General features: G+C 40.5%; 20 protein-coding genes, 1 rRNA gene and 1 pseudogene. 13 read left to right on the plus strand and 9 right to left on the minus strand.

The features are described 5' to 3' along the window. The first annotated feature begins 280 nt into the window (after nucleotides 1-280). The gene (gene dusA, locus B1201_RS14745) at nucleotides 281-1,312 is read left to right on the plus strand and encodes a tRNA dihydrouridine(20/20a) synthase DusA (RefSeq protein WP_078194198.1); all 1,032 of its coding nucleotides are present in this window, start codon (nucleotides 281-283) and stop codon (nucleotides 1,310-1,312) included. A 118-nt stretch (nucleotides 1,313-1,430) separates the two neighbouring features. Here dusA and B1201_RS14750 read toward each other — a convergent pair whose 3' ends face one another. Next, nucleotides 1,431-1,952: a hypothetical protein gene (locus B1201_RS14750; protein WP_078194199.1), complete on the minus strand. Its 522-nt coding sequence runs from the start codon at nucleotides 1,950-1,952 to the stop codon at nucleotides 1,431-1,433. 389 nt (nucleotides 1,953-2,341) lie between these two features. Further along, nucleotides 2,342-3,613, minus strand: a complete 1,272-nt coding sequence (gene coaBC, locus B1201_RS14755) for a bifunctional phosphopantothenoylcysteine decarboxylase/phosphopantothenate--cysteine ligase CoaBC (protein ID WP_078191307.1) — start codon at nucleotides 3,611-3,613, stop codon at nucleotides 2,342-2,344. 112 nt (nucleotides 3,614-3,725) lie between these two features. Here coaBC and radC point away from each other — a divergent pair, with 112 nt between their 5' ends. Further along, the gene (gene radC, locus B1201_RS14760; protein ID WP_078194200.1) at nucleotides 3,726-4,427 is read left to right on the plus strand and encodes a RadC family protein; all 702 of its coding nucleotides are present in this window, start codon (nucleotides 3,726-3,728) and stop codon (nucleotides 4,425-4,427) included. A gap of 75 nt (nucleotides 4,428-4,502) precedes the next feature. Next, nucleotides 4,503-5,414 carry a bestrophin family protein gene (locus tag B1201_RS14765; RefSeq protein WP_078191309.1) on the plus strand — a complete coding sequence of 304 codons (912 nt, stop codon included), beginning with the start codon at nucleotides 4,503-4,505 and terminating at the stop codon, nucleotides 5,412-5,414. A gap of 82 nt (nucleotides 5,415-5,496) precedes the next feature. Here B1201_RS14765 and B1201_RS14770 read toward each other — a convergent pair whose 3' ends face one another. Further along, nucleotides 5,497-6,348, minus strand: coding sequence for a PHP domain-containing protein (locus B1201_RS14770; protein WP_078194201.1), 852 nt, complete (start codon nucleotides 6,346-6,348; stop codon nucleotides 5,497-5,499). Between the two features lie 44 nt (nucleotides 6,349-6,392). On the opposite strand from B1201_RS14770, the gene B1201_RS14775 reads away from it, so the two are divergent. From B1201_RS14775 to mnmC, 4 genes and pseudogenes are all read left to right on the plus strand, one after another. Beyond that, entirely contained in the window at nucleotides 6,393-7,004 is a 612-nt protein-coding gene (locus tag B1201_RS14775) for an inner membrane-spanning protein YciB (RefSeq protein WP_078191311.1), read from the plus strand. Nucleotides 7,005-7,032: 28 nt separating this feature from the next. Continuing rightward, entirely contained in the window at nucleotides 7,033-7,335 is a 303-nt protein-coding gene (locus B1201_RS14780; RefSeq protein ID WP_078191312.1) for a YciI family protein, read from the plus strand. Between the two features lie 5 nt (nucleotides 7,336-7,340). Beyond that, nucleotides 7,341-7,856 (plus strand): hypothetical protein, encoded by a 516-nt coding sequence (locus B1201_RS14785; RefSeq protein WP_078191313.1) that lies wholly within the window; start codon nucleotides 7,341-7,343, stop codon nucleotides 7,854-7,856. A gap of 37 nt (nucleotides 7,857-7,893) precedes the next feature. Then, a pseudogene (gene mnmC, locus B1201_RS14790) lies at nucleotides 7,894-9,841 on the plus strand (FAD-dependent 5-carboxymethylaminomethyl-2-thiouridine(34) oxidoreductase MnmC). Nucleotides 9,842-9,885: 44 nt separating this feature from the next. Here mnmC and B1201_RS14795 read toward each other — a convergent pair. Then, nucleotides 9,886-10,200, minus strand: a complete 315-nt coding sequence (locus B1201_RS14795; RefSeq protein WP_078194202.1) for a rhodanese-like domain-containing protein — start codon at nucleotides 10,198-10,200, stop codon at nucleotides 9,886-9,888. Between the two features lie 92 nt (nucleotides 10,201-10,292). Here B1201_RS14795 and B1201_RS14800 point away from each other — a divergent pair, with 92 nt between their 5' ends. The 3 genes from B1201_RS14800 (at nucleotide 10,293) to B1201_RS14810 (ending at nucleotide 11,945) form a co-directional block, all read left to right on the plus strand. After that, complete coding sequence (locus B1201_RS14800; protein ID WP_078194203.1) at nucleotides 10,293-10,781, plus strand: YajQ family cyclic di-GMP-binding protein; 489 nt, start codon at nucleotides 10,293-10,295, stop codon at nucleotides 10,779-10,781. A gap of 27 nt (nucleotides 10,782-10,808) precedes the next feature. Further along, entirely contained in the window at nucleotides 10,809-11,312 is a 504-nt protein-coding gene (locus B1201_RS14805) for a DUF4442 domain-containing protein (RefSeq protein WP_078194204.1), read from the plus strand. A gap of 132 nt (nucleotides 11,313-11,444) precedes the next feature. Beyond that, the gene (locus tag B1201_RS14810; protein WP_078194205.1) at nucleotides 11,445-11,945 is read left to right on the plus strand and encodes an ester cyclase; all 501 of its coding nucleotides are present in this window, start codon (nucleotides 11,445-11,447) and stop codon (nucleotides 11,943-11,945) included. A gap of 66 nt (nucleotides 11,946-12,011) precedes the next feature. Here B1201_RS14810 and B1201_RS14815 read toward each other — a convergent pair whose 3' ends face one another. Genes B1201_RS14815 through B1201_RS14825 form a run of 3 tightly spaced genes read right to left on the minus strand, consistent with a single transcriptional unit; the run spans nucleotide 12,012 to nucleotide 13,781 of the window. Continuing rightward, entirely contained in the window at nucleotides 12,012-12,431 is a 420-nt protein-coding gene (locus B1201_RS14815; protein ID WP_078191328.1) for an acyl-CoA thioesterase, read from the minus strand. A 21-nt stretch (nucleotides 12,432-12,452) separates the two neighbouring features. Continuing rightward, nucleotides 12,453-12,884, minus strand: coding sequence for a thioredoxin TrxC (trxC, locus tag B1201_RS14820; protein WP_078191319.1), 432 nt, complete (start codon nucleotides 12,882-12,884; stop codon nucleotides 12,453-12,455). Beyond that, nucleotides 12,885-13,781 carry an alpha/beta hydrolase gene (locus B1201_RS14825; protein WP_078194206.1) on the minus strand — a complete coding sequence of 299 codons (897 nt, stop codon included), beginning with the start codon at nucleotides 13,779-13,781 and terminating at the stop codon, nucleotides 12,885-12,887. A gap of 124 nt (nucleotides 13,782-13,905) precedes the next feature. Here B1201_RS14825 and B1201_RS14830 point away from each other — a divergent pair, with 124 nt between their 5' ends. Together B1201_RS14830 and B1201_RS14835 are read left to right on the plus strand one after the other, a co-directional pair. Next, the gene (locus tag B1201_RS14830; protein WP_078191321.1) at nucleotides 13,906-14,241 is read left to right on the plus strand and encodes a TIGR01244 family sulfur transferase; all 336 of its coding nucleotides are present in this window, start codon (nucleotides 13,906-13,908) and stop codon (nucleotides 14,239-14,241) included. Further along, the gene (locus B1201_RS14835) at nucleotides 14,234-14,656 is read left to right on the plus strand and encodes a beta-lactamase hydrolase domain-containing protein (protein WP_078194207.1); all 423 of its coding nucleotides are present in this window, start codon (nucleotides 14,234-14,236) and stop codon (nucleotides 14,654-14,656) included. The genes B1201_RS14830 and B1201_RS14835 overlap by 8 nt, the downstream gene beginning before the upstream one ends. Before the next feature lie 153 nt (nucleotides 14,657-14,809). On the opposite strand, the gene B1201_RS14840 is transcribed toward B1201_RS14835, so the two are convergent. After that, nucleotides 14,810-19,276: an Ig-like domain-containing protein gene (locus B1201_RS14840; protein ID WP_078194208.1), complete on the minus strand. Its 4,467-nt coding sequence runs from the start codon at nucleotides 19,274-19,276 to the stop codon at nucleotides 14,810-14,812. Nucleotides 19,277-19,653: 377 nt separating this feature from the next. On the opposite strand from B1201_RS14840, the gene B1201_RS14845 reads away from it, so the two are divergent. After that, entirely contained in the window at nucleotides 19,654-21,027 is a 1,374-nt protein-coding gene (locus tag B1201_RS14845) for a dihydrolipoyl dehydrogenase (RefSeq protein WP_078194209.1), read from the plus strand. Nucleotides 21,028-21,166: 139 nt separating this feature from the next. Here B1201_RS14845 and rrf read toward each other — a convergent pair. Then, nucleotides 21,167-21,281: ribosomal RNA gene (gene rrf / locus B1201_RS14850) — 5S ribosomal RNA — on the minus strand. Nucleotides 21,282-21,331: the final 50 nt, after the last annotated feature.

Below are 21,331 nucleotides of genomic sequence, written 5' to 3' on the forward strand. Positions count from 1 at the left end.
GCAGGCAGTTAAATCTGCTGAGAAACCATACAATAAAGTTTATAAAATTATAGATTAATCACATAAAAATTTAAATTACTTAAGCCATACTTCCGACTCTTTCTGGCCTGACCTTGAATATGACACGCTAGCAAGACCATGCCCCAAACCACAATTTATGCTAATATTGCGCGCGTCTTGAAATGCGGTTTTTTTCATCGTATTTCGGACTGCTTTTGTAATTTTTTCACCATTTTCCATTTCGTTCTTCCATCTTGTTCTTTTAAGGCGTGTTTTTTTGATGACTGATCTCCAACCCATTGAAAATAAACTTCAACCACGAATTAGTGTTGCGCCAATGATGGATTGGACGACTCGTGACTATCGTTTCTTTGCACGCTTATTTAATCCCAATGTGATTCTCTACACCGAGATGGTCACCACAGGTGCGATTTTATTTGGCGGTGCCAATCGTCATTTGGACTATAACAACGAAGAACACCCGATTGTGTTACAGCTTGGCGGTTCAAATCCTAAAGATTTAGCGACCTGTACCAAGATGGCACAGGACTGGGGCTATGATGAAGTAAACCTCAATGTCGGCTGTCCGAGTGACCGCGTTCAGAACAATAAAATTGGCGCATGCTTGATGGCAGAGCCTGATTTGGTTGCAGAATGTATTGCTGAAATGCGACATGCTGTTGATATTCCAGTGACCGTGAAACACCGCATCGGGATTGATGACATGCAGTCTTATGAAGAAATGCTGCATTTTGTTGATACCGTGGCAAAGACTGGCTGTGACAATTTTATCGTGCATGCCCGTATTGCCCTACTGCAAGGGTTGTCGCCAAAAGAAAACCGTGATGTGCCACCCTTACGTTATGAAGATGTTTATCGTCTGAAACAAGAACGTCCAAATTTATTGATCGAAATTAATGGCGGGGTGAAAACCTTTGCTGAAACACAGCAACATTTACAACATGTTGATGGCGTGATGATTGGCCGTGAGGCTTATCACAACCCGTACTTATTGGCTGAGATCGGTCAGCTTTGGGATCTCGAACTACCCAACCGTTTCGATATTATCGAGCAGATGCTGCCATATATTGCTAAACGCATGGAAGAAGGTGCGCCGCTTTCTATCATTACCCGTCATATTTTAGGTTTATTCCAAAATCTACCAGGTGCTCGAAAATGGCGTCAGGCTTTAAGTGGTGGCAATGCCAAAACCTTTGCCGATGTGGAAAATGCCATCCAAAATATTAAGGATGCAATGCAACGTACAGAAGACTATTTACGTGATCATCCTAAAGTCGTTTTAGAAGATTAATCCTATAAAGTAAAAGCCCGCTATTTTGCGGGCTTTTTTATTCGTCATGCCTCACAAAGTACGTGTTTAGCAACATCGTCACAACTCAGCTAAATCATCTAAACAGTCACATCATTGTTCAATGACTATTGACCGTAATGTTCCCTTTGGGAAAAGGTTCATCATCATAGCCAGTCCATTGATAATCGGATGGATCTTCTTCCTCACGCAAACCCACGTAACTCTCAGGCGTCGATGTAACAGGTTCAATTTCTTCGGTTGGTTGTTCCAATTCTTCAACCAAATGATTCAACTCTTGATCTAACTGCGCCTGATATTTTGCGATTTCAGCTTCGTCAATGAAGGCAAATTGTTCTTCATCTATTTTCCATGCATAACCTTGCAGATCTTTGTAAATATCGACCAAAACAGTATAAGGCTGACCATCGTATTGCAACGTCGCCTGAGCCTTAAAACTTAATCCCTTACGTTCTAATACTTTTATATTTTGAATCCGTAAATGGTACTGCCGATAATCTGGATTCTGATCAAACTCGTGCTGCATCTGCTGCTCAATCTGCCGAGATAATTCATCTGTCGAGACAAAATAACTACAACCAGCCAAACTTAACAGTAAAAAAATGGTGAGCCATCGAAACATATTGCATCCCCCATGATGCATTTATTCTTGATGAAAAAGTCAGACCGATCACAGATTCCGATCCAAACATTCCTCATTGTTTGCTTCATAATAGCCAATAAAACACACAGTACAAGCCAAATTATCAAGATTTCTCAATTTTATATTTAATTTTGATATCAATCACTTAAATTGCATTTTTGCTGTTTTAAAACACTGACAGCCTTGGTCTTTTGCTGACATATTTTTGTTGAAAATGACCATTTTGGTAGTGGTTTCCTAGCCTTCATATTTTCAATATGAAATCGATCCTATTGTGATTTATTCAATATAAATCCTGAAATAAAACATCTTAAATGCGCCATAAAAAATCCCCGAACAGTGCGGGGATTTTGAGGAATCAACTGAAATTATTCATCGTCCGTTTCAGGCTCATGATGTAGCGCATCATGTATAGCTTCCACCAATTGCTGTGCAATTTCTTGTTTTGACGCTTTCTCTAAATCACGCTTTTCCATTTGATATTGATCTGCGAAGAACACGGTCATGGCGTTTTCATCAGAAGCAAAACCAATGTCTTTCCGTGAGACATCATTGCACGCAATCATATCGAGTTTTTTTGCCACAAGTTTGCCTGCAGCATACTCTTCGACATTGCGTGTTTCAGCGGCAAATCCCACCATAAATGGACGTTTTGACTGCTGCGCAATCGTTGCAACGATATCTGGATTTTTAATTAAAGCCACATTGAGTTCATCGCCAGCTTTTTTGATTTTATGCTCTGCAACTTCTGCCACGCGATAATCGGCAACAGCTGCTGTTGCGATAAAAATATCACAGCCTTCATCTAACATTTGCAGACTAGTCTCTAACATTTTAATTGCAGACTGCACATTAATCCGTCGTACACCATTTGGTGTATCTAAACTGACGGGTCCTGCGATCAGCGTTACTTTAGCCCCAGCTGCATAACAAGCCGCTGCCAGTGCAAACCCCATTTTACCTGTACTGTGGTTGGAAATATAACGAACAGGATCTATCGACTCACGTGTTGGACCGGCTGTAATCGCCACATGTTTGCCGGCAAGCATGCCAAATTTTTCAGCAATGGCTCGCTGTGCTTGATGAAAATAAGCCGTTACTTGATCCGCCAAATCTTCTGGCTCAGGCATACGTCCTAAGCCCACATCTCCACATGCTTGAGAACCGGCATCGGGCATGATCACATGTACGCCATCTTCAACCAGTGTATTTAAATTACGCTGTGTCGCTTTGGCTGCCCACATTTGCTGATTCATCGCAGGGGCAACCCAGACGGGTGCTTTTGTAGCAAGATAAAGTGTCGAAAGAAGATCATCTGCTAAACCCGCCGCAAATTTTGCCAGCGTGTCGCAACTTGCAGGAGCAACCAATACCAAATCAGCCCAACGTGCCAATTCAATATGCCCCATGCCCGCTTCTGCTTCGGGATTGAGTAATTCGGTATGCACAGGATTGCCTGAAAGCGCCTGAAACGTTAGCGGGGTCACAAAGGCTTGCGCGCCTTGAGTCATCACCACGCGCACATCAAATCCGGCATCTTTTAATCGACGGACAAGAATGGCACTTTTATAGGCTGCGATACCACCAGTGACACCTAAAAGAATATTTTTTGTGGGCATTACACTTAAATCAAAGCTCACGAACAGGCTACCTATCTGTTGCAGTGGCGCTCACAATAGCATTAAATATGCACTGACCCAACAATCTGCTCCGAAAAAGCCGATTGACTGATAATAAAAAAGTCTAAGAATAATGAATAATTCAATTAAAAATTGGCCTGAACAAGAGCGTCCACGTGAGCGCCTGATTCAACAAGGCGCACAAAGTTTATCCGATGCTGAGCTACTGGCTATTTTCCTACGCTCTGGTTCCCAGCAGCACTCTGCTGTCGAACTCGCACGACTCCTGATCCAACATTTTGGTCAGTTGCAAGCGCTAATGGATGCGTCACTTGAGGATTTACGCCAGTTTCATGGCATCGGAAACAGTAAATATGCGCAGCTCATGGCGGTTAAAGAACTCGGAAAACGCTATGTGAGTCAGCATTTTCAAAATGAAGCCTTAGAATTGCAACATTCTGAACAATTACAAAATTTTCTTCGCTTTGAATTTTTAGCGGAACGTCAAGAAGTCTTTGGCGTGCTCTGTCTAGATGCGCATTTAAGAAAAATAAACTTTAAAAAACTTTTTTATGGCAGCCTCAATACCTGTGAAATTTCCATCAATCAACTGCTGCGTTATGCCATTTCTGAACACGCCAGCAGTATTGTCATTGCACATAATCATCCTTTCGGTCGTGCAGAACCCTCTGCTGCCGATCTGGAATTGACTCGACTCATTCAGCAGGCTTGTCAGCTGGTGGAAATTCGACTGATCGATCATTGCATTATCTCCACAGAAGGGAGTTTTTCCTTTGCTGAACATGGCTTGCTCCAAGCACACTTATCTGCATGAAACAGTTATTGACAAGTGCTTGAGCAAACCCGAAGATCATCATAATTTTTTAAAACTAGAAATTATCATTCGAACATGATCGTCCGTGACCAACCGAGTATTTTTAAACTGCTATTTTCTTGGCGAGGAACGATTTTACCTAAGGTTTTACCACCGCTCGGGATCGTTATGTTGCTGTCTGCCATTGTGGGCGGCTTATCCTATGTCGATATCTTCCATTTTACCGAATTTCCTTTGGTCGGCTTTACCCTAATTGGTGTCGTGCTGTCGATTTTTTTAGGCTTTAAAAATTCAGCTTGCTATGACCGTTGGTGGGAAGCTCGGCGTTTATGGGGCATTTTGATTGCCAATGCACGCCATTTTGACCGTGACTGCCGTTTACTCAGTCAAGGCCGTCGTGAACGTGTGATTCAACACGTGATCGTCTTTGCCAATGTTTTACGTGACCGACTCCGCCATCAAACCGCCAATCCCACTGAACTGGTTGAAACCAGCGGCATGAGCGCGAATGCCATCACCCAGTTATACCAACAAGCCAATGCACCGCAGTACACGTTGAGTTTGATTCAATGGGAGCTGATGCAGGCGCTTAAAGATGGTGAAATTTCAGATATTATTTATACCCAGATGAATCAGCATGTGATGGAACTCAGCACCGTACAAACAGGCTGTGACCGGATTGCCACCACGCCATTACCGTTTGCTTATTCGGTCTTGCTGAATCGAACCGTTTATTTTTTCTGTTTTGTCTTACCCTTTAGCTTGGGCTCTACTTTAGGTCTCGCAACCCCCCTTTTGGTCGGAATTTTAGCCTATACCTTTTTAGGCTTAGATGCGCTGAGTTCAGAGATTGAAGAGCCCTTCGGTACACAAAGCAATGACCTTCCATTGGACTCGATGGTGCGTACTATTGAAATTGAACTTCTTGGAACTTTAGGAAAACCCACCCCACCACCGATTCAAGCCAAAGATCATAATTTACTTTAATTAATCAATGCATATAGACCCTCGCTTACATAGCTTTGCCGTACACTTTTTTGGTATATCGAAGATATGTAAGTGAGAGCATTTAAGCAAAGCTCTCCCAGATTCCAACTTGCCCTTCTTTCACTCGAGGGATGTTGCCGAGTTTAATCCATGGCATATTGTCACCATGAAAATCACTCCCAACAGAAACTTTCAAGTTAAAGGCAGCAATCATACGATCCACCATTTGACGAGTCGATAATGGCTCAATTGCCGGTGGTAATTCCACTGCATCACCGCCCGCTTCAGCAAAGATTTCAATCAAATAACGAATATTGGTCGCAGATAAATCATAACGCGTTGGATGCGCCAACACCGCAAAGCCACCACTGGCATGAATCACCTCAATGGTTTCAGCAAGACTCGGACCTTCAAATTTTACAAAGGCTTTTTTGCCTTCTTTAATATATTTATCAAAAGCTTGTTGTGGACGCGCAACCACACCCTTTTCCACCAAAGTTTTGGCAATATGGGTACGTGTAACCCGATCTGGAATATGGTCGACTTTGGCAACCACATCGCTATAAATATCTTGACCAATTAACGGTATCAGTAAGTCACAAATCTGCCGAGCACGTTCCGCTCGAATACGCTTTTGATCCATCAATAAGGCTTGTAAGGGCGCAGGATTTTGCATATTTAAAGCGACGATATGCACACCATAACTTTTTTTGGTCGCAGGTCTCGACCACTGGCTAGAAATCTCCACACCAGAGATTAATTGCAGCTTTAATTCATGCGCAACCTGCTCTGCAGCCAACAATCCGTCCATCGTATCGTGATCAGTCAAAGCCAGCGTATGAATTCCAATAGCACTTGCGGCCTGCACCAGAGCCTCTGGTGACAAAGTACCATCAGAAATATTACTGTGTGTATGTAAATCTACGCCTTGCATCTCTATACTATGTCATTTATTTGATCAGATTTAGATACTCTAACATGAAAGCACTTTTAGACTTTGTGCCACTCATTATTTTCTTTTATTTATATAAAACTGTAGATCCAAAAGATACGCAGCACCCATTATTACAATTGATTGGTTCTGCTGGGGGTGTCGATAACAATAACATTCTTGTGGCAACATCAGGTCTCATCATTTCCATGCTTGTGGTTTATGGTGCATTGTTTGTCATGCAAAAATTCCGTCTAGATAAACAACAATGGATTGTGTTGTTCATGACCGTGATTTTTGGTGGTATTACCCTGATGCTAAGCGATGATTTTTATATTCGTTTAAAAGCCGTTTTACTGAACTTAGTGTTCGCAGGGGCATTTTTACTTTCTCCACTATTTAGTAAAGATAAGAAACCACTCATCGAACGTTTATTTGGTCCAGTCTTAAATTTAACCGCTGTCGGTTGGAAACGATTGAACTATGCTTGGGCTGCAATGTTCGTGGTGATGTCATGTTTACACACCTTTTTCGCTTATTTGTTTGCAGACGGAAAATATTGGGGTGAATTCACTGCTTTTGGTGACATGATCGTGATGTTTTCCTTTATCATTATTCAGTTTATTGTATTACGTAAATACTTTAAGACCTCAGAATAATCCATTCGGTCAAAAATCAGGAAAAGTCATGCCATTATTCGTCGTAAGCTGTACAGATAATGAAGGTACAGTGGAAAAGCGCCTTGCGGTTCGTCCTCAACATCTTGAACGTCTACAAAAACTTGATGATGAAGGTCGTCTGATTGTTGCAGGTGCAATGCCTAAAGATCCGGCAAACCCGCAAGCTGGTTTTTATGGCAGTACGATCATTGTCGATTTTGATAGTCGTGAAGCCCTAGACCAATGGTTGGCAGATGAACCTTTCCTCAAAGAAGGGGTTTATGGCCAAATTGATGTCAAACCATTTAACAAAGCATTTCCTAAAGGATAAGGTTCATGCGCGTCGTTGTTTCTAGTTTACTGGGCTTATCTTTAATTTGTTCAACTGCATGGGCTGAAGAACCGGCTCCTGCACCTGCTGTAGCCCCTGCTGCTCAAGCAACGACTGCAACACCTCCTCCAAATCCTGTGCCGCATACCATTCCTGCCAATAAACCGGGCATCATTAAAGTGGCGGCAACCGTCAATCCTAATGGTCAACCTCAAGATGCAAATCCATTGACCATTGAGCAATTGGCAAAAAATAAAGCGCTACAAGATGCCAAAGTCAAAGCGATGGTCAAAGACCAATCTGTACGCTTACAACAGCTAGAAAAAGCTAACCTTGAAGCCTTGGCGCAAAACCAAGAATTACAACTTAAAAATGATAGCTTGGGCGTACAAGTACAAGTGCTACAAAGTGAACGTAGTGCGCAGATGTTTTTATATGGTGGGACCACGCTAGGTGTTGGCGTGATTTTAGGTTTCTTATTGGCCAGTTACGTCTATACCAAACGTCGTCGTCAATGGTAATTCGTTTTTCTACTTCAATTTATAGGTTGCTTGAGTTTTGTCAGGTGCAATTCAGACTGCCGATCTCGATTGGCAAATGATCGATGGCATTGATATTCCAGTGTCTAAACAGTTTGGTGATGTGTATTTTTCGAAGGATAACGGCCTGCTCGAAACACGTCATGTGTTTTTAAAAGGGAATGACCTCGACACTCGCCTCGCGGCACTGACTGATTTTGAATATTTCAGTGTCGGCGAAACAGGTTTTGGTACAGGCTTAAATATTTTGGCCCTGTGGCAATTATGGCAACAGGTTCGTCCAGATAATCACAGTCATCTGCATGCCATTTCTGTAGAAAAATTCCCTTTATCTAAAGCAGACCTCATTCGTGCATTAAATGCATGGCCTGAATTACAACCTTTGGCACAGCAACTGATTGCGCAATATCCTGAACCTATTGCGGGATGTCATCGACTCAATTTTCCAGAAGAACGTTTTTCAATTGATCTTTGGTTAGGCGATGCACATGACGTTTTTCCGGTCATGGCAAAAACTGCTACGGTCAATGCATGGTTCTTGGACGGTTTTGCACCCGCCTGTAATCCTGACATGTGGGAAGAAAACGTACTCAAAAATATCGTGCGTCTATCGGACATTGGGACGACCTTCGCCTCATTTAGTGTGGCAGGTGTACTGAAACGCGGCCTACGTGAGCATGGTATTACCATTACACGACCACGTGGCTTTGCGCATAAGCGTGAAATGCTCAAAGCTTTTTGGCTCGCACCTGAAAAGTTAGATGATCAATCCGTAGTTGCTGACATACCCACCTTAGACGAAAAAAAAAAATCCTGAAATCCCTGTAGGTCATAAGCCCCGTCAAATCGCGATTATTGGCGCTGGCATCGCCGGTTTAAGCTGTGCTTGGGCATTTGCTCAACGTGGGCATCAAGTGCGTATTTACGAGAAATCAGCACCACTCAGCGGTGGATCGGGTAATCCTCTTGCCCTACTCAACCCTAAACTCTGTCCAATTGAACAAAGTGCTGAACATTTGATGACCTTGAGCTGGTTATATGCACTCAAGCATTATCAAAACTTCAAGGCATTTCGTCCCTTACAGATTCACCAATCTATTTTAAAAAATAAAGCAGAGCACCTTGATTTAGCTCAAGCTTATCCTTCAGAGGTATTAGCGGCTGAAGAAGGCACGCTAAATCAATTAGCCTCAACATATCCAACCTTGCTCCTCAAACAAGCAGGCGCAGTCAGTCCACATCAGCTTCGTGACCAAATCTTGGCACATCCACACATTGAATTGTTACAAGCAGATATTCAACGCATTGAGCAGCAACAAAATGGCGTTGCGCTATTTACACAGGATCAGCTGCTTCCATCTGCCGAGCATGTCATTCTCTGTGCGGCACGTGACAGTATGCGGCTACAAACAGATTATCCAGAGCTGCGTGCCATTCGTGGACAAGTCAGTTGGTTGAACAACCCCGCTCAACAAATGGATATGCATACAGCCTATAGTTATGGGGGCTATTGTATGCAACTGGATGCCGAACAGATGATTATGGGCGCGTCATTTTATCCCGGCCGTGATGACACCGACGTTCTCACAGAAGATCATGTGCATAACTATGAACTTATCCACAGTGTGTTCCCTGACTTTGCCAAAACCTTAGCACCGATTGAGCAATGGCAAGGACGTGCCGCAATTCGCGCACAGACAAAAGACTTTTTCCCAGTAATTGGTGCAGTCCATGAAGATCAGCAAATTTATAGCTGTAGTGGACTCGGTTCTAAAGGTTTCCTGTATGCCCCGCTCTGTAGTGAAATCATTGCCGCGCTGGTCTTAAAAGAAGCCTGCCCTATTCCAACACAGCTACTCGATAAAATTCATGCAGCACGTTTTATACGACGCGCCAAAGCCAAACAAAAAAACAAGAAGCCTTATTTTCAAGGTCAAGTACCCTCAGCACCACCTCAAGAAAAATAACCTGCAATAAAAAAGCGCCTTTCGGCGCTTTTTTTGATTCGATCTCATTTCCCTTGTTCCAAAGGAAGACCGGCATCACGAGCAGCACGCGTGCCGCCCATTAAGATTACATATTCACGTGAGCTGTCAAAACCCTCTAGTAACTCTGCTGCACGTGGAGCTTTACTTCCGCCACCACATAAAATGTAAATGGGTTGATCCGTTGACACCTGAGTCAGTGCATCTGATGACAATGCGTTGATCGGTCGGTTAACCGCACCTTTCACATGTGCTTCAGCATAAGCACTTGCATCGCGAACATCCCAGATAATCGAGTCTTCTGGGAACTCAAATGTTGTAATTTCTTGTTTACGGATCATTGCGCACTCCTTTTGATGTAAACAACACTTGGCAAATGAAGAAAACATCCCTAGCATCTCAGATATTCTTTCCCTTTGTAAAGGTCTAATCTATGCCTTCTTTTGATATTGTTTCCGAATTAGAAGTTTTTGAAGTAAATCATGCAGTTCAAAACACGCAAAAAGAAATTGCGACGCGTTTTGACTTCCGTGGTCAAGACGTTTCAATTGAGTTAAATGAGAAAAATAAGGAAATCAAAATCTCAACAGAAAGCGATTTCCAATGTGAGCAAGTGTATACCATGCTCGAAAATCATTTCTTCAAACGTAAAGTCGACATTCAAGCACTCGATCCACAAAAAATGACGGCTTCTGGTAAAAACGTCATTCAAGTGATCAAACTAAAAGACGGTCTTGACTCTGATACTGCAAAAAAAATCAATAAAGCCATTAAAGAAAGCGGCATTAAAGTGCAATCTTCCATTCAAGGCGACAAAATTCGTGTGACTGACAAGAAACGTGACACTTTGCAACAAGTGATGGCGTTCTTAAAAGAGCAACAGTTTGGTGTGCCGCTTCAATTTAATAACTTTAAAGACTAAGGCATTACATTTGCCATAGAGGACGACATGACACGACCAAACCGCCTACATAAAATCGTAAACGCATCATCTAAATTACCGAAAGGTCTTCAGAGTCGTTTGCTAAGTCAAGCATTTGGTCGCGTCGTGCCTATGGTCGGTACCGCTAAAATTCGTTATCAACATGTCAGCCCTGAGCGTGTTGAGGTGAGCATCGCCAATCATAAGGCGATGCAAAACCATATCGGGCAAGTACATGCCTGTGCCATGGCGCTGATCGCAGAAACAGCCACAGGCTTTGTCACAGCAATGAACGTCCCAGACAGTGCCATTGTCCTGATTAAAAGCTTCAAAGTTGATTTTAAACGTCCAACCCAAGGTGGGATGAAAGCCATCGCAACGCTTACACCCGAACAGCAACAACAAATGCAAAGTACAGAAAAAGGTGAAACCTTAGTACAGGTCTTCGTCACCGATGAATCTGGTGAAGCACCGATTCAATGTGAAATGCTTTGGGCATGGGTCGCAAAATCCGCTCTGAAAAATAAATAAATGTAAATAAAACTTACTTTTAGGTAAGTATAAGTTTTACTAAATTTCAGCAAAATCAAGACTGTTTTTTACTATTTATACACCGTAATTCCGCTCAATATGCTTGCACTACACAAATATATTGAGCACTTTATGAAAAAAATCATTCCCCTTTCACTCATCAGCCTGGCGGTGTTTTTAACTGCATGTCAAAGTAATATTCCTCCTACGCCAACGACTCCAAATCAAGCGGCTGATAGCAATATTCAAACCAGCCAAGCAGCGGAAAATAAGAAAATCGTGATTGATTTTTATGAAGGTGTCTTTCTTAAACATCAGGTTAAGACATATGCTGACCGATATATTGGCAATCAATATATTCAACATAATCCGCATGTACCTGATGGCAAAGCGCCATTTGTCGATTACTTCACCCAATATTTTAAACAGAATCCTGAAGCAAAAAACCAGATCAAACGTGCCGCTGCCGAAGGTGATTTGGTCTATTTACATGTGCACTCTACGCAAAATAATCAAGACCGTGGAGAAGCCATTATTGATATCTTCCGTGTTGAAAATGGCAAGATCGTCGAACATTGGGATGTGCAACAGAGCATTCCTGAAACCAGTGCCAATTCAAATACAATGTTCTAATTTCTCAGTCACTATTCATAAAAAAGCCACTCGATTGAGCGGCTTTTTTTTTGCGTCTAACTTTAATTAAGCTTGATCTGCAGCAAATTTAGCTTTTGCATCCGCAGGAATTTGACGCTTAGCACCTTTCACATCGACAGCGACAAATGTAAACACACCTTCGGTTACGCGAATTGGATCACGTGAACTGTCGTGACTATCCCAAACTTCAATCTGCATTTGGATAGAGGTATTACCCACTTTTAAAATTTTGGTATATACACTGATGACATCCCCGACTTTCACTGGAACGAGGAAGGTCATTTGGTTAATTGAAATCGTTGCACAGCGTCCTTGACTGAAACGCTCTGCGTGAATTGCACCGGCCAAGTCCATTTGTGACACGATCCAACCACCGAAAACATCACCACTCCAGTTGGTGTCTGCAGGCATCGCGATGGTTTGTAGGGAAAGCGTTCCTTCAGGTTTTACATGAGTTTCTGACACTTTAGCTCCTGGCGCTGACATTTATTGAGGTAGATTTAACTGCTGGTTGAGCCATTGTTGTAACTCACCAGCACGCATTGCACCGCTTATTCTAGCAATTTCGTTGGTTTTATTCATCAAAACCAGTGTAGGAATACTGCGAACATTAAATGCACCGCTCAATCGAGGGTTTGCTTCGGTATCAATTTTGGCAAAAACCACCTTCGGATTTGATTTTGCAACTTGTGCAAAGTGTGGCGCCATCATCTTACATGGGCCACACCATTCAGCCCATAAATCAATCAGCACAGGTAAATCACTATTGCTAATAAAATTTGCAAAGTTCTTTTCATTCAACTCGATGGGAGCCAATGGAATCAATGCTTGATGACATTGACCACATGCAGGTCCAACTTCGAGTTTTTCTTCAGGTACACGGTTTTTTGCACCACATTCAGGACACACAACGATCATTTAGCTGACTCCAACATGTTGATGTAAAAATTCTAATTGGGTTGTCATGGCTTTTTCAAACCATTGCCCATGATAAATATCAAAATGTTGCATTTCCCACTCATAATATTGCACATACGGTGCAATATTGGTCGCAGTTTCTCGGCTTGATTCGATGGGAATCAAACTATCTTCTTTTGCCGCAATAAAAAGTACAGGTATGCTAATTTTCCGGACATCCAAAATTGGACGATAACGGATTAACTTAAAAAAGGCCCGAGCCGGAATTTCGCCACTCCAATAAAAATCAGGATTGACAATCGATAAGTAGCCCGCATAACTATCTTCAGACTGTAAAAAACACAATCGATGTGGATGAACTACGGGTAAAGTCGTTGGACTCATCCCAACTTTAGACCCCATATAGTCCTGACTCGATAATTTTAACGCTTTAGGTAATTGCTGTAAGGGATACAATTTTGCACTTTCAGCGCCGTCGACAAATGGGACTTGTACCATCACCGCTTTAATATTTTTAAGCTCTGCCGCCAAACTAAGTACATAGCCACCACTCAGCGATGTTCCCCATAATACAATGCGTCTCGAATCAATCGATTTACGCTGCTGTAAATGATCGATCATGGTCCGCCAATCTTCAAGTTGAGCTTTAAGATTCACCAACTCTCTCGGACGCCCTGTGCTGCCCCCCCAATAGCGATAATCAAACAACACAACAGCATAGCCCGCTTGTACAAAGCGCTTGGCATATTGCACTAATTTAAACTGGCGTAATGCCGCCAAACCATGTGCCATGAGAATGACTGCAGGTTTTTCAACAGATTTTGGACGATAAAAGTCAGCAGCTATAACATCTTGTCCGCTTTTGACATACAGTGGTTCGACTGTATAGGCGTGCATACGCGCTCCATTGCGTTATTTTATGGTTGTAATCGCTTATAAAAATTTAAGAACATTCTGCTCAAGTTTGTGCTTAATGCTATCATAAAGCATAAATCTATGAATTAAATTATGGAGTGACTCAATGAGCGAAAATGTTGGTTTTGCAGGTCAAATCGGCCCAGAACATGTAGCGCAAGTGGTTGAAAAAGGCTTTAAATCGATTATCAATAACCGCCCTGACATGGAAGGTGGTCCTGAGCAACCAACCAGTGCTCAAATTGAAGAAGCAGCTCGTAGCGCTGGTTTAGACTATGTTCATCAACCTGTTGTTGCAGGTCAAATTTCTGAGCTAGATGTCCGTAACTTTGCTAATCATTTTAATGAATTGCCAAAGCCAGTGCTCATGTTCTGCCGTACAGGTAATCGTTCAAATAACCTATATCAACTAGCAAAACAGATGGATCTTTTGGATGACTAAGGCTTTCATTCAAAAAGCTTTATTGATCGCAACTTGCGTCTTTTCAGCACCCACATTTGCTGATAATAGCAGTCAACCCTTAAATGCAAATTTAAGTGTCTCAGGGCAAATGACCACAGATAAATTTTCAAGTTTACTCAAACAACTTAAATTTAAATCTGTGATTGTAAACCGACCAGATAATGAGGCGGGCAATGAAGTGACTGTTTTACAGTTACGAGGCATTGCTGAAAAGTCTCATGTGAGTGTTGTGTATCAACCTGTGCAAAGCGGTAAAATTTCTCAAACAGACGTGAAAGAATTTGCTAAATATTATAATGAGCTTCCTAAACCCATTTTGATGATTTGTCGTAGCGGTTCTCGTTCGACATCTCTTTTCAATCAAGCTAAGGCTCAAGGTTTGCTCAATGAATAAATTCGTGTTTACCGTTTTATTTACAACGTTGTTGCTAACAGGGTGTAATTCTATGAATGTACGTCCAACCGTTGGTGTAAGTGTCGGGACTGCACTTTGAATTGAACAGTCCCTACAATAAAAAACAGCGCCGAAGCGCTGTTTTTTTAATTATTAAGGACAACCGCTCAGACCGTATGGACTTGTTATGTTTGGACCAAAAGTACCATTTGAACTATAGTCAGTTGTTACTGATGGTAAACCCAAACCATAAGTTGTACGTGTAGGTAAAGTTGCAACTTCAGAAGAGGCACCAATTTGTACATTTAACCATTGTGCATAAATTTTCGGATAACGAATTGTAAAGTCAAATTTACCATCCTTATCAGTCGTGTAAGTCGCTGTAGCTCCTTGACCTAGGAAAGTTGGGACCTTAACAGGAGTATTACCTACTGGCGTACCTTCCGGTGCTGCAGAACACGCAGTAATTGGATTCGTAGTTGGCGCGATAACCACATCATCCGATGCATCATTTGGAGTGCCATTATTATCCATTGGAACACCATCATCATTGTAATAGATATTGGTATTGGTTGGATCAACATCATAATAGCTTTCGCCAGCTGCAACCCACTTAACTTTCGGGCTAGGTGATCCAACTTCTGGTGCTAATGCCCAAATATATCGACCTTTGAAATAAGTAGTAGGCGTAATATCCATTTCTACTTTTTGATTAGCTAATGGTTTCCCATCAAAATCAACAACACTTACCGACAAGTTACGAGTGTAATAAACACCATCATTTGATACACCTATCTCAGTTGGATTAACCCCAATCACAATTGAAGCAACAGGTTGTTCAACAGCTGCTTGCACGATATTAACCATACGAACCTGTACAGCATCTGTAAAACCTGATTCTTTATAAGTTGCAGTTAAACGTAAATTATCGGTATCAAAAGTTGCAGCCGAATATCCACTACTACGTGCATTTTCATCTACTTTTACAGTAAATGTTGCTTGACCATTTGCATCTGTTGTCAATCCTGAAGGGCCTTCAATGATAGCACCATTAACTAATTGGTCTATTACAGCTAATTCAACATACTTATTTGCAACACCGCCACCATTAAGGTCAACAAGTGTCACGGTAACCTCAGTACTATCTTCACGAACATTTAGCATCTGCTTATTTGTAGCAATGCGCAAGCTGTACTGTGTAGGTTGAATTTGAGGTGGTGGTGCAATAGTTCTAATGGCTTCTAACCGTTTAATTTGAGTTGCTACAGCACCAGCTTCATTGATATGTGTTGCTGTTAATTCAATACCACTTGCAATCAATAGGTCGCCATCAACTGTTGCACCATCAATTTCTACAGAGAAGAATGCATTACCATTAGAATCCGTCATGACTGATTGAGGCAAGCTAGTATTTGTAGAACCACCGCCCCCTGGTGTACCAATAATAATGCTTGCTGCATTGTTGGCAGCTAAATTCACAAGCTGATTTCTTAAAGGCTGTCCATTAACATCTGTCAACTGTACTGAAACAATTGAACGATCACCTTCTACATTTAAATTTTCTTTAGAAACTGAAAACTCTAAATTATTGGTATTAATCGCTTCATAAACTGTGAAATTAAGTAGTGCTTCTAATTTTTCACCTTTTGGATTCGTAATCGAGCCTTTAACTTTTATACCTGCTGTTAACAACGCTTGCTTAGCAGCATCCGTCATTTCCTTTGGTAAAGTAATCGTGACTGGTACTTGGCCATTTGCCGAAGTTAAAACTGAGTCAGCACTGAGCTTAACACCAGCAGCTAACGCTTCATTATTTAATGTTAGGTTAACTGGATAGCCTGTATTCGCTCCCAACTCATCCTTTACTGCGACTTGTAACTGGTAAGATTTTCCTAGCTCTAAACTAGAATTATCGGCTGTAAGACGTAGATTTACAGAATCCTTAGGGATCGCAACCTGAATTGTTCCTGTTTGCTGAATACGATCACCATTGCTAGGACTTGTACCAACGACAGCAAAAGTAATGCCATTTTTTAACAAACTTGGATCATACTCACCCTCTGACACACGAACAGTAAACTCAGCCTCACCCCTACTATTTGTTTTTAAATTAGTGTCAGACAGTGATACACGAGAGCCTGCTAATGTAGAAAGTGCAATTGACAATGAGGTATTCGGTATTAAATTACCATCCTCATCAATTGCTTTTACTTTGACTTTAACTTCACCACCCAATACCGAAACAGTTTGAATATCGTATTCAAAATTCAAATTTGCAAGATTAGGAAGTACAACAACGGGGGCAGTAACGTCGATTTTACGCGTTAAAGTATAAGCTGAACCATCAAGGCGATTGCCACGTACAGCGACTGTAATGCCATTTGCAACTAAATTTGCTGCTTCAGTTGCATTATTTGCTTTAACTTTTAAGCTAAATACAGCATTACCATTGGCATCCGTTGTCACACCAGAGGCAGATGAAAGTGATACACCATTACCCAAAGCTGCATCGTTTAGACCCAAACCAACTTTTTGGTTCGCAAAAGCCTTACCATCTGTACCAATTGCTTTAACGCTAACTTGTAAAGTTTGTTCCGCAGCTCCAGGAGAAACAATAATAGATCCAGGCATTTGTACATCTAAATAATCTAGATCAATCGAGTTTTGCTCTGTCGGTGCTTTAAAATTTAATATAATGGATTGTTGTGCACTGCTCACTGAACCCGCAGTTGCAGTCAAAATAATACCATTCTTTAATAATTCTAACTGACGATCACGATTAGCATTATTCACCTTATATGAATATTCAAATGTCGCATAACCATCACTAGATGTATTTTTAATTGCAGCACTCGAAAGACTTAGTCCTAAAACTTGTAAATCAGCTACAGGTAAGTTTGGCATAGAAATTTTAACGCTTTCTCCATTTAATGGACTTCCTTCAACGCCAATGGCTTTCACTTTAACTTGAATTTTTTGATCAACAGTATGATCAAAAGAAGAATTTATAGGATCAATTGCTAAATAATTTACTTTTTCCTCAGATTTTGCTTCATCTTCAACAGCAATTTTAATGCTGTTAGTCAAGTTATTATCTGAAGTAAAAGTCGCCGTGATACCTGCTTGTATTAATGCCGAAACAGCAGCTTCTGTTTTTGCATTAGATTTTAAGGTATAAGTTACATAACCATTTTTGAACTCTTGCTCAGCACTACCATCAAAAGTAATACCATTTGCAGTCGCCTCTTTATTTAAAGATAACGTTACTTTTCCTTTCGTTGCAGCTTGACCTTTGTTATTAATACCTTGAACGGTAATTGTAACTTGATCATCTTTCGCATTAATTTTATAAGAAGAGGCTACTTCTAAACGCTGTAGTGCTAATTGATCGCTTGCATCCGTATCATTTGTAATTACACTAATCGTATCTTGAGCGAAGATTTCATCATTATCTGCATATATTGCTTTTAAATTGATTCCTTGTTGCGACAAAGCAATTGGATAAGATGAATTTGATTTAATGGTGAAAGTTGCATATCCACTTGCATCCGTCACTTGTTCTTTCGGTTCAATTGAAACACCGTATGCTTCACTCTTATCAGTAAATGAAAGCTTGACTAATTTCCCAGATAGCGCTTCATCCTTACTATTTTTTGCACGAACTTTAACAGTCGTTACACCACCTTGTGCTGCTAAAGCTGCGTCAGCCTTAATAATTTCTAGCTTTTGGACCATTACAATTTGACGAATATCTTTAAACGTAATAGCACCTGAAACTGTTTTTTGTGCTTGAAATTCATCAATTAATTTAAACTGTAGTGATTGAGACTTAGCTGCAAATTGTTCTTCCATTTGCGCATCAGTTAAATCTGGATTAGCTGTAATAGTAAACTTCGCTTCACCTTGTGAGTTGGTAGCTAAAGTAGAACCTGAAGAAATAGAAAACTTACCTATCATATTATCTGGCAAAGCCAAGGTAACGGTTTGATTAGCTTTCGCACCACCATTAGTATCTGTTACACGCGCAGTAACTGTTGCAGAACCTTTAGGCAAGTCTAAAATAACGCCCTGCTCAATGCTAATATTATAATTACTTACTACTGTACTTTTTTTACTGATATTAAGCGTGTATACCTGCTTGATTGTTGTACCTTCAACAGCAGCTGTTAATTGTACCTTACCTGAACTAGCAGCTAAGGTTGGAATATTAAGATCAAAAGTAGAGATACCACCTTCACTCGTAGAAACCAATGAATTTGCACTAGTTACACCAATATTTTCTGGGTCAGATATAGATAGACGAACTGATTTATTCGCAATGCCGCCTTTATCACTATTTAAAACTTGCACAGAAAACTTAATAACAGAATTATCATTTGCACTTACAATAACATTACCCGCTGCGTCTTTTAGCTCAAGAACATTTAAACTTTCTGCTACTTCTGCTGAATTGTCAGTAGATTCATTTCCCGTTGAATTATTTCCACCATTAGATGAACTATTATCATCATTATTATAATAACCATCACTCCCCCCACCGCCACATGCAACCAAAGCTATTGAAGTCGCTAATACGGTTGAATTTACCCCTAATTTCTTTAAATTAGAAAAAATTGTCATGCTTACACCCACTGTTTTATTTAATAATTAGCGCCCTAAAATACACTTTTATGGCTTTGCTAAAATTTAATCAAATTAACAAAATTAATCAATATGAATAACAAAACTTACATAGCGAAATAATTTTAAAAAGTGTTCTTTTTCACATAATTCAAAGCATCTTTCGACTATAAAATCAGCAGAAACCTTAGGGATTAATATATTTTTATTGTTTTTCAACAAATTAAAAAAAATCTCTTCAATCTAAAACATTGCTTCTTAATAATGAGCTTATAAATTAAATTTAAATATTCTATTTTTAAATTAAATATATGTGGAATTGACATTTTCTTTAAATAAGGAAGACTAGTCTAAGTGCAACTTGAAAAAAATATATTATGTACGACATCATCATTATCGGTGCAGGAACAGCAGGCATTTCAGCCTATAAAGAAGCAATCAAAAAAACACAGAATATTCTTATCATTAATGATGGTCCTTGGGACACCACCTGTGCACGCGTCGGTTGCATGCCAAGTAAAATACTCATCTCTACTGCCAACCGTATGCACGAAATTGGAAATGCAGATAATTTAGGCCTTGATGTCAAAAGTGAAATTGATACCTCTAGCGTCATGCAACATGTTCAAACTTTACGTGATCGTTTTACACGAGCCACTTTAAAAGATGTTGAAAGTTGGCCAAGCCAACATAAAATTTCAGGAAAAGCTGAATTTATTAATTCAAATACCATTCAAGTAAATAACCAAACATTTAAAGCAAAATCATTTATCCTTGCAGTAGGTACAACGCCTGCTATAGATACAGAACAAAAACAAATATTAGGCGATAAATTAATTACATCAGATCAGATATTCGAATTAGAACAACTCCCAAAATCTGTTGCAGTTATTGGAAGTGGCGTCATCGCTTTGGAATTAGCACAGGCTTTAACACGCCTCAATGTAAACACCACCGTTTTTGCACGTAGTAGAAAAATTGGCTCCCTGAGTAGCCCCATATTACAAAAGCTCGCACAGGAAGAGTTAAGTAAAGAATTAAAGCTAAAGTTTGAAATTTTACCTGAACATTACTCTCTTGAAGGCGATCTAGTTCATTTAACCTATACTGAAGAAAACGTACAAAAGTCGCTACAAGTTGACTATGTTTTAGCTGCAACTGGCAGACGTACATTATTAAATACCTTAGGTTTAGAACGTATAAGTGCAGAATTTAAAGATATTAAAAATTTACCGATCAATCCGCATACAAAGCAACTAGCTGATTATCCTATTTTTATTGTCGGTGATGCACATACCAATACCCCTATCCAACACGAAGCAGCTCATGAAGGTAAATTTACAGTACAAAACTGTTTAAACTTTCCACAAATTAAATCCATCAAGACGCTAACCCCTCTAGGCATCTTATTTTCTACACCACAAATGGCAACTATTGGTCAAAGCTATAAGCAACTACAAGATAAAAACACAGAATTCGTCATTGGTTTCGTTTCTTACGAAAAACAAGGTCGTGCGATTGTTGCTGCTAAAAATAAAGGGGCTGCCGAAGTATATGTGGATACAATTAACCATACACTATTAGGAGCTGAGCTATTCTGTGCAGAAGCTGAACATTTAGCACATTTACTAGCTTGGATGATTTCAGAAGAACTAAGCATACATGAAATTTTGGATAAACCTTTCTATCATCCAACTTTAGAAGAAGGGTTAAGAACAGCATTAAAGCATGCACGACGTCAGTTAAGATAATTTTATCGTTCTATGTAAACTTATAGCGTTGGATATCCAACGCTTAATTTCCGTATCCCCCTCTATCTTTTTCCTTTCCCTTTTTCTCCGCACATAAAAAAACACCCCCTGGACTAGTCAGGGGGTGTTTCGAATAATGAGCTGGCGATGACTTACTCTCACATGGGTAACCCCACACTACCATCAGCGCTAAGAGGTTTCACTTCTGAGTTCGGGAAGGGATCAGGTGGTTCACTCTTGCTATTGTCGCCAGCACAACTGTTATGGATACTTGCTTAGTCTAATCTCAGAGCAGTGCTCTTCG

This window comes from Acinetobacter sp. ANC 5600, assembly GCF_002018395.1.
Classification (GTDB): Bacteria; Pseudomonadota; Gammaproteobacteria; order Pseudomonadales; family Moraxellaceae; genus Acinetobacter; species Acinetobacter amyesii.